Source organism: Campylobacter sp. 2018MI34, assembly GCF_016598975.1.
Lineage (GTDB): Bacteria > Campylobacterota > Campylobacteria > Campylobacterales > Campylobacteraceae > Campylobacter_D.
In genome coordinates, this window is the sequence record NZ_JAENKS010000012.1 from 42,425 (window position 1) to 50,553 (window position 8,129).

At 28.1% G+C, this 8,129-nt stretch carries 9 protein-coding genes and 1 pseudogene; all 10 read left to right on the top strand.

Annotated features, from left to right (window positions below; genetic code table 11):
* Window position 1 precedes the first annotated feature (1 nt).
* Window positions 2-613 (top strand): formate dehydrogenase FDH3 subunit beta, encoded by a 612-nt coding sequence (gene fdh3B / locus JG676_RS04685; protein WP_200217462.1) that lies wholly within the window; start codon window positions 2-4, stop codon window positions 611-613.
* Window positions 610-1,542: a formate dehydrogenase subunit gamma gene (locus tag JG676_RS04690; RefSeq protein ID WP_200217460.1), complete on the top strand. Its 933-nt coding sequence runs from the start codon at window positions 610-612 to the stop codon at window positions 1,540-1,542. Before fdh3B ends, JG676_RS04690 begins: the two co-directional genes overlap by 4 nt.
* A 141-nt stretch (window positions 1,543-1,683) precedes the next feature.
* A complete protein-coding gene (locus JG676_RS04695) occupies window positions 1,684-2,109 on the top strand; it encodes a MerR family transcriptional regulator (protein WP_200217463.1) in 426 nt (141 codons plus the stop codon).
* A 77-nt stretch (window positions 2,110-2,186) separates the two neighbouring features.
* Window positions 2,187-3,342: pseudogene (locus JG676_RS04700) on the top strand (MFS transporter).
* Between the two features lie 45 nt (window positions 3,343-3,387).
* Window positions 3,388-3,876: an NAD(P)H-dependent oxidoreductase gene (locus JG676_RS04705; protein WP_200217464.1), complete on the top strand. Its 489-nt coding sequence runs from the start codon at window positions 3,388-3,390 to the stop codon at window positions 3,874-3,876.
* A gap of 215 nt (window positions 3,877-4,091) precedes the next feature.
* A complete protein-coding gene (locus tag JG676_RS04710) occupies window positions 4,092-4,877 on the top strand; it encodes a carboxymuconolactone decarboxylase family protein (protein ID WP_200217465.1) in 786 nt (261 codons plus the stop codon).
* A gap of 135 nt (window positions 4,878-5,012) precedes the next feature.
* Window positions 5,013-6,152, top strand: coding sequence for an alpha/beta hydrolase (locus JG676_RS04715; protein ID WP_246801793.1), 1,140 nt, complete (start codon window positions 5,013-5,015; stop codon window positions 6,150-6,152).
* A gap of 9 nt (window positions 6,153-6,161) precedes the next feature.
* On the top strand, window positions 6,162-7,139 hold the full coding sequence (locus tag JG676_RS04720) for an aldo/keto reductase (RefSeq protein WP_200217466.1): 978 nt from the start codon (window positions 6,162-6,164) through the stop codon (window positions 7,137-7,139).
* A 55-nt stretch (window positions 7,140-7,194) separates the two neighbouring features.
* On the top strand, window positions 7,195-7,614 hold the full coding sequence (locus JG676_RS04725) for a cupin domain-containing protein (RefSeq protein WP_200217467.1): 420 nt from the start codon (window positions 7,195-7,197) through the stop codon (window positions 7,612-7,614).
* Window positions 7,598-7,996, top strand: coding sequence for a putative quinol monooxygenase (locus tag JG676_RS04730; RefSeq protein ID WP_246801794.1), 399 nt, complete (start codon window positions 7,598-7,600; stop codon window positions 7,994-7,996). The genes JG676_RS04725 and JG676_RS04730 overlap by 17 nt, the downstream gene beginning before the upstream one ends.
* Window positions 7,997-8,129: the final 133 nt, after the last annotated feature.

Consider the following 8,129-nt stretch of genomic DNA (forward strand, 5'->3'; position numbering starts at 1 on the left):
TATGACTAGAATAAAATTTTTTGTAGATACTCAAAGATGTACTTCGTGTTTTGCTTGTCAAGTGGCTTGTTCAAGTGCGCATGAAGTACCTGTAGAAATTAATCGTCGTAAAGTGGTTACTTTAAATGAAGGAATTCAAGGAAAAGAAGTTTCAACTTCTATTTCTTGTATGCATTGTGATGATGCTCCTTGTTCTATTGTTTGCCCTGTTGATTGTTTTTATATTCGTGCTGATGGTATTGTTTTGCATGATAAAGAGATTTGTATAGGTTGTGGATATTGTCTTTATGCTTGTCCTTTTGGTGCACCTCAGTTTCCTAGACATGGAGTTTTTAATGTCAAAGGTGAAATGGATAAATGTACTATGTGTGCAGGAGGTCCTGAAAAGACTAATTCAGAAAAAGAAAGAGAACTTTATGGGCAAAATCGTATTGCAGAAGGTAAAGTGCCTATGTGTGCAGCAGTTTGCTCCACTAATGCTTTACTCGTTGGCGAAAGCTCTAAAATAGAAGAAATTTATCACAATAGACTTACAAATAGAAATTATGGTATTTTAAATCCTTCAGAAAGTATAGAATGGAAAATTGCTTATACTGGAAAGGAACGTTTATGATAAAAGTATTAATAGCACTTTTAACAAGTTTTGTAAGTTTATTTGCCTATGGCAATCAAAGAATGGGACAAGATACTCAAATTTGGGATTTTCATCGTATCACAAATATCCCAAATTATGATAATTTTGGCAAACTTTGGACAACCTTACAAGGTGAATATATAGCCACTATAGCTTTAATTGCTGTAATTGCAGTATTAGCTGCTTTTGCTTTACATTATATGATAATAGGACCTAAACAATTCTCTCACGATGGAAAGAAAATTTATGCTTTTACTTTATTTGAAAGAATTTTTCATTTTATAGCAGCAATTTCTTGGGTTATTTTAGTTCCAACAGGATTTATTATGATGTTTGGATCTTATTTTGGAGGAGGAGTTTTTGTAAGGGTTTGTAAAAATTTACACGCTTTTGCAACAATTTTATTTATCATTTCTATTATCCCTATGTTTTTATGCTGGATTAAAAGAATGCTTCCTGCAAGTTATGATATTAGATGGATGATGATAGTTGGAGGTTATTTAAGTAAAGTAAAACGTCCAGTACCTGCAGGTAAATTTAATTTTGGTCAAAAGTCTTGGTATTATATTGCTGTATTTGGTGGATTTTTGATGATAATTACAGGTGGATTTATGTATTTTCTTGATTTTAATTCTATAGCAATTCAAAATCTTTTTGGTTTAACTCAAATTGAACTTTTAAGAATTTCAGCCATTATTCATAATTTCTTGGGAATAGTATGTGCAGTATTTTTTGGAGTACATATTTATATGGCTGTTTTTGCTATAAAAGGAAGTATCCATTCTATGATTAATGGTTATAAAGAAGAAGAAGAAGTTTATATACTCCATTCTTACTGGTATAAAGAATTAAGCAATAAAAAACAGATTGAACCTACTTTCTCTTATGATTCTAGTGTGAAAATTTGATACTGTTTGACTTTCTAAAAATTTTTTAGAAAGTCTTTATAATTATTATCTTATTTTATTATGATTTAATTTTTCTTTTATCTTAATGTTATACTTTAAATAATATTTACTGATTTAAAATATAGTTATTAAAGGAAAAATATGGCTTATACAATCATAGAAGTAGAAAGAAAAACAGGAGTTTCTAGTAGAACTCTTAGATTTTGGTTAGATAAGGGTTTGTTTCCTTTTGTGGAAAAAGATAAAAATGGAGTGCGTTATTTTAGTGAAAAAGATTTAGAGTGGGTGATTTGGGTAGATTGTTATAGACAAATTGGTATGAGTATAGAGGATGTTAAAAAATATATTTTTTTATGTATTAAAGGAAAAAATACAGCAAAAGAGAGATTAGAAATTATTTTAAAACTAAAAGAAAAAACATTAAAAGATGTAAAGAAATTAGAAAATATTTTGGAAAAACTTGATTTTAAAATAGATTATTATGAAAAAATGATTATGGAAAATAAAGATGAATTAAATCCTTTAAGCAAAGATTATGTTAAATGCAAAAAGTGTGTAAAAATTTAAAAATGTTAATTTTTACTCTTGACTTACACTAGCTGTTATGTTTTATACTTTTAAAAATTTAAAATCGAAAGGATAAAATGCTAACTTTAAACAAAGATAAAATGTCTAATTCCCAAATTATTTTAGTATTTTGTTTAGGTGTATTTGGAATTTTAAGTACAGAGCTTGGGATGATGGGGATCATTCCTGTAGTATCTGAAAATTTTCATGTGAGTATTTCTGATGCGGGTTGGAGCGTGAGTGTTTTTGCACTCGTAATAACTTTTTGTGCACCTATAGTTCCTTTGCTTTGTGTAAATTTCAATCCTAAAAAATTAATGCTTATTTGTCTTTTAGTTTTTGTATTTTCTTCTTTGGCAAGTGCTTATTTTTAGAGCTATCCCTGCTTTTTTCCATCCTATTTATATAGCTCTTGTTTTAAGTATGACTACTAATTTAGTTGAAGATAAAAAAGAAGTCCCAAAAGCTACAGCTAAGATTTTTGCAGCAGTGAGTGCAGGGATGGTTTTAGGTGTGCCTATGACTAGTTATTTTGGTGGAAATTTTAGCTTTGAAGTAGCAATGTTATTTTTTTGTATTTTAAATAGCTTATCTTTTATAGCAACTTTGTTGTTTGTACCTGATTTTAAAAGGGCAAATCCTGTTAAAATAACCAAGCAACTACTTATCTTAAGATATCCACTTTTGTGGATTAGCATTCTTTGTGTTATCTGTGTAAATGCGGGAATTTGGGGATTTTATTCTTATTTTTCTGATTTTTTGCATAGTGTAGCAAAGATGAATTTTACTTTCATTAGCATTGTATTAGCTATTTACGGTTTTTCAAATATTATAGGTAATTATATAGCAGGAAAAACTCTTGTTAAAAATGCACATTTTACTTTACTTTTAACGCCTTTGATTATGATCATATTTTATATTTTACTTTTTAATTTTTATGGTCAAATTCTGTTAATTATGTTTGCTTTTATATTAGGAATTTTAGCTGGAATAATGAATAATGGCACACATTTTATAATAAATCATCCTTTTCCAAAAGCCCCTGATTTGAGCAATGGACTTTTTATAAGTGTAGCTAATATAGGATTAAGCAGTGGAACAGCTATTTGTGGGATGGTTATATCTTTAAGTAACACCCGCTTTATCATTATAAGCACTATTTTTTTGTTGATTTTAGGAATTATGATGATTTTATTAAGAATGAGGATAGAAAAAGTGAAATTAAGATTTTAATTTCCAAATTTAATAAGCTTATATTTTATACTAAAAGGAGATAAAATGAAAACTTTAATTATTTTTGCTCATACTTTTTGGAAAGATTCAAAAGTAAATCGTGTTTTATTAGAAAGCATAAAAGATATAAATAATTTAAAAATTCATAATCTTAGCACAAGCTATAATGATGGAAAAATTGATATTGATAAAGAACTTGCTTTGCTAAAAGAAGCAGATAAAATTATATTTCAATTTCCGCTTTTTTGGTTTAGTACCCCAAGTTTGCTTAAAGAATGGCAAGATAGAGTTTTAAGTGCAATTTTATATGGAGAAAAAGAGCTTTTAAAAGGTAAAATTTTTCAAGTTATTACAACTTTGGGTGGGGCTGAACAAAGTTATGATGGCCATCATGGTGCTACTTTAGAAGAGCTTTTAAAGCCTATTTATTATAGTTTTGAGTATTTAGGTTGTAAAAGTGTTAAGCCCTATGCTATTTTTAATGCAAGCGTTGATGGTCTTGATTTAAATGTCTATAAAAATTACTTAGTATAGTAATTTAAAATAGTTTTTTGCTATAAGTTATTAAACTTATAGCTTTTTATCAAATATAAATTTTGAAAGAGTAGTAAATAAAGCTATTTTTCTAATAATATAAAATAATGAAAAATTAAAAAGTGTATAAAAATTTAAAAATATTAATTTTTACTCTTGACTTACACTAGCTGTTATGTTTTATACTTTTTGAAATTAAATTTCAAGGAGCGATAATGCAACGCAGAAAATTTTTTAAAAACACTATGATTTTAGCCGCTGGAACCACTTTTATAAATTCTGCATTAAGCGCAAAAGAAAATGATTCTTTAATGCAAAATGATCCTGAATTTTATGAAATTTTTAATTATTTTAGTAAAGTAGAAGTAACAAAATATAATAAATTAGATAAACAAAATACCCATTTAGTTAAATTAGCAGCCATAATTGCAAATGGCGGTAGTTTAGATTTTTTTAAAGAGTATTTAAATATAGCTTTAGCACAAAATATAAATCCTGTAGCCATTAAAGAGCTTATTTATCAAAGCGTGCCTTATTTAGGTTTTAGTAAGGTTTATAAATTTTTAGAGCTTTGTAATAAAATTTTTAAAGAATCCAATATATCTTTACCACTTAAAAATCAAGGGACCACTACTAAAGAAAATCGTTATGAAGAAGGTTTAAAGCTTCAAGTGTATATATTTAAAGAGGCAATTTTAAAAGGCAATGAAGATACTCCAGAAGATATGAAGCATATTAGAGAATTTTTAAGTTCTAATTGTTTTGGAGATTATTACACAAGAAAAGGTTTGGATTTAAAGACAAGAGAACTTTTAACTTTTGTTTTTTTAGCAAGTTTAGGAGGCTGTGAAAATCAGCTTAAAGGTCATATACAAGGAAATTTTAATATGAAAAATAATAGAGATATTTTAATTAGCACTTTAACACAAATTTGCCCTTTTATAGGTTATCCTAAAACATTAAATGCACTAAATTTGATAGAAGAAACAAGTAAAAAGTAAAATTTACTCTTGACTTACACTAGATGTTAGGTTTTATACTTTTAGTTAAATTATATAGAAAAATGTTTTGATAGCTAAGATTTAATAGTTTTTATTTAATTTAAAAATATTAATTTTTAATAAAAAAGGATAAAAATGCAAAGAAGAGATTTTTTAAAAACATCAAGTATGGTAGCTTTAGGAACTTTAGCAATAGATTCTAATCTTTTAGCAAAAGAAAACACGCAAGAAAAAACTAATAAACTTTTTTTAAATCCTAGTGAAGAAGCACTTAGAAATGTCAGCAAAAATCCTTTTGGTTTGGTTTATGAAAATGCTATAGCTAAAAATCAAAAAGGTTGGGTAAATATTAAAAAAGTAAGTTATGGAACAAAAAACAATAAAAGTGTAGCTAATCTTTATTTACCTGCAAATTTTAATGCAAAATTAAAATATCCAGCTATTGTTGTAGCTCATCCAAATGGTGGAGTGAAAGAGCAAGTTGCAGGGCTTTTTGCACAAAAATTAGCAGAGCTTGGTTATATTACTTTAGCTTTTGATGCTTTTTATCAAGGAGAAAGCCAAGGTTTTCCACGCAATAAAGATATTCCATCAAGTAGAGTTGAGGATATCTCTAAAGCAATTGATTTTTTAGATACTTTTAAAGGAGTAGATAAAGAAAGAATAGGAATTTTAGGAATTTGTGGAGGAGGTGGCTATACATTAAAAGCAGCACAAAAAGATAAAAGATTAAAAGCAGTGGCAACTTTAAGTGCTTTTAATACAGGACTTGTGCGTCGCAATGGTTTTTTAAATAGCGAGCTTGATAAGATCCAAGAAAAATTATTAAATGCAAGTAAAGCAAGAGAATTAGAGGCTATAAGTGGTAAAATAAGTTATACAGGTTTTGCTCCAAAAAAATTAAGCAAAGAAGAACTTGATAAAATTCCTACTGATCTTTATCGTGAGGGTATGATTTATTATGGTGATACTCACGCACATCCTAATTCTAGTTTTATTTATACAACAAGTTCTTTAATGGAGCTTATGAGTTTTGATGCAACCGATCAAATCGAGCTTATTAATCAGCCTTTACTTATGCTTGTGGGTGATAAAGCAGATACAGCTTATATGAGCAAAGAAGCTTTTGATAAGGCAATTGGAACTCAAAATAAAAAACTTTATACTATAAATAACGCCACTCATATACAAACTTATTATAAAAAGGAGGCGGTAGATGAAAGTTTAAATAAACTTAAAAGTTTTTATGAGAAGAATTTAAAAAATTTAGCTTAAGGATAAAAAATGCAAAAAAGAAGATTAAGAAATTTGGAAGTGAGTATCTTAGGGCTTGGTTGTATGGGAATGAGTTTTGGTTATGGAGAAGCTAAAGATGAAAAAGAGATGATAACACTCATTCATAAGGCAAAGGATCTTGGTATTGATTTTTTTGATACAGCTGAAGTTTATGGTCCTTTTATTAATGAAGAATTAGTAGGTAAAGCAATAAAACCTTTTAGAAATGAAGCAGTGTTAGCAACAAAATTTGGTGTTAGAATTGAGGGCACTAAACAAATTGTTGATAGCACACTTGGTAAAATCAGACAAAGTTTAGAAGGTAGTTTGAAGCGTTTGCAAACAGATTGCATTGATCTTTATTATCAACATAGAGTTGATACAAATGTTCCAGTTGAAGAAGTTGCTAATTTAATGAGCGATTTTTATAAAGAAGGAAAAATCAAAGCTTGGGGTATGAGTGAAGCAGGAATTCAAAGTATTAAAAGAGCTCATGCAGTATTCCCACTTAGTGCGGTGCAAAGCGAGTATTCTTTATGGTGGAGAGAACCTGAAAATGAACTTTTAAAAGTTTTAGAAGAATTAAATATAGGTTTTGTTCCTTTTTCTCCTTTAGGGAAAGGATTTTTAGCAGGTAAATTTGATGCAAATTCTACTTTTGGAAATAATGACTTTAGATCACAAGTTCCGCGTTTTAAAAGTGAGAATTTAAAAGCTAATCTAGAATTAATTTATGCATTAGAAGATATAGCAAAAGCTAAAAATGCTACTTTAGCACAAATTGCTCTTGCTTGGGTTTTGGCACAAAAAGCATTTATCGCACCTATTTTTGGAACAACAAATTTGCAAAGATTAGAGGAAAATATTAATGCTATTAATATTGATTTTACTCAAGATGAATTAAGTCATTTAAAGAATATCTTAGACAAAACAATAATCAAAGGAGATCGTTATGCAGGTGAAGCAGCTCTTAGAGTTGGGAAATAAAAAAATTAGTTTATTTCTTATAATGATTTTATGTAATCTTCTTGAAGGAGTGCAAATGCAAGAACTTGAAAGCAAAGGAATTCATGGAAATTTTAAAGGAGATAATAAATTTTTTAATGGAAATGTAAAAGTTTCTATGATGTTTAAATCAAATGAGTGGAGGAATTTTAGTGGAGCTTTAGTTGAATTTGAGCCTAGTGCAAGAAGTGCGTGGCATACACATCCACAAGGACAAACTTTAATTGTTACAAACGGAGAAATTCTTACAAAAGTACCAGGACAAAAAGCATTTATTGCCAAAAAAGGCGATGTGATAAGTTGTCCTATAGGGGTAAAACATTTTCATGGTGCAACCAATACAAGTAGTGGGGCACATATAGCACTTACGGGTGAAAAAGATGGCAAAAATGTAGAGTGGTTTGAGCTTGTAAGTGATAAAGAATATAAGGAGGCATTAGATGAAGCAAAAAAATAAAATTATAAAATTAATGGCGTTAGCTTTATTTTTTATTTTAGGAGTTAATATGCAAGCACAAGAATTTATGAGCGTTAAAATTTCAGAAATAGAAGTTGATTGCAAATACTTAGAAGAATATAAAAAAATTCTAAAAGAAGAAAGTGAATTAAGCGTAAGAGAAGAAGATGGAGTTTTGGTGCTTTATGCCCTATCTCATAAAGATAATCCTTGTAAATTTAGCATTATAGAATCTTATAAAGATGAAGAAAGTTATCAAAAGCATATACAAAGTGAACATTTTCAAAGATATAAGCAAGGCACTTTGCATATGGTAAAAAGTTTAAAATTTATTCCATTAGAAGCTTTAAGTCCTAATATGCGATTAAACAAAGAATTTTAATAATATCTATAAAGCTTTAATTCAATTTAAGCTAAAACAATAAGTATAAATAATAAGTATAAGCTATATAGATATAGTATATAAGAATAAATTTAATTATTAAAGATAAAAATTTAAACACTCAATAAAGGAG

Coding starts and splice junctions, on each gene's coding strand:
- fdh3B (WP_200217462.1), top strand. CDS start 2: ATGACTAGAATAAAATTTTTTGTAGATACTCAAAGATGTACTTCGTGT.
- JG676_RS04690 (WP_200217460.1), top strand. CDS start 610: ATGATAAAAGTATTAATAGCACTTTTAACAAGTTTTGTAAGTTTATTT.
- JG676_RS04695 (WP_200217463.1), top strand. CDS start 1,684: ATGGCTTATACAATCATAGAAGTAGAAAGAAAAACAGGAGTTTCTAGT.
- JG676_RS04705 (WP_200217464.1), top strand. CDS start 3,388: ATGAAAACTTTAATTATTTTTGCTCATACTTTTTGGAAAGATTCAAAA.
- JG676_RS04710 (WP_200217465.1), top strand. CDS start 4,092: ATGCAACGCAGAAAATTTTTTAAAAACACTATGATTTTAGCCGCTGGA.
- JG676_RS04715 (WP_246801793.1), top strand. CDS start 5,013: ATGCAAAGAAGAGATTTTTTAAAAACATCAAGTATGGTAGCTTTAGGA.
- JG676_RS04720 (WP_200217466.1), top strand. CDS start 6,162: ATGCAAAAAAGAAGATTAAGAAATTTGGAAGTGAGTATCTTAGGGCTT.
- JG676_RS04725 (WP_200217467.1), top strand. CDS start 7,195: ATGCAAGAACTTGAAAGCAAAGGAATTCATGGAAATTTTAAAGGAGAT.
- JG676_RS04730 (WP_246801794.1), top strand. CDS start 7,598: ATGAAGCAAAAAAATAAAATTATAAAATTAATGGCGTTAGCTTTATTT.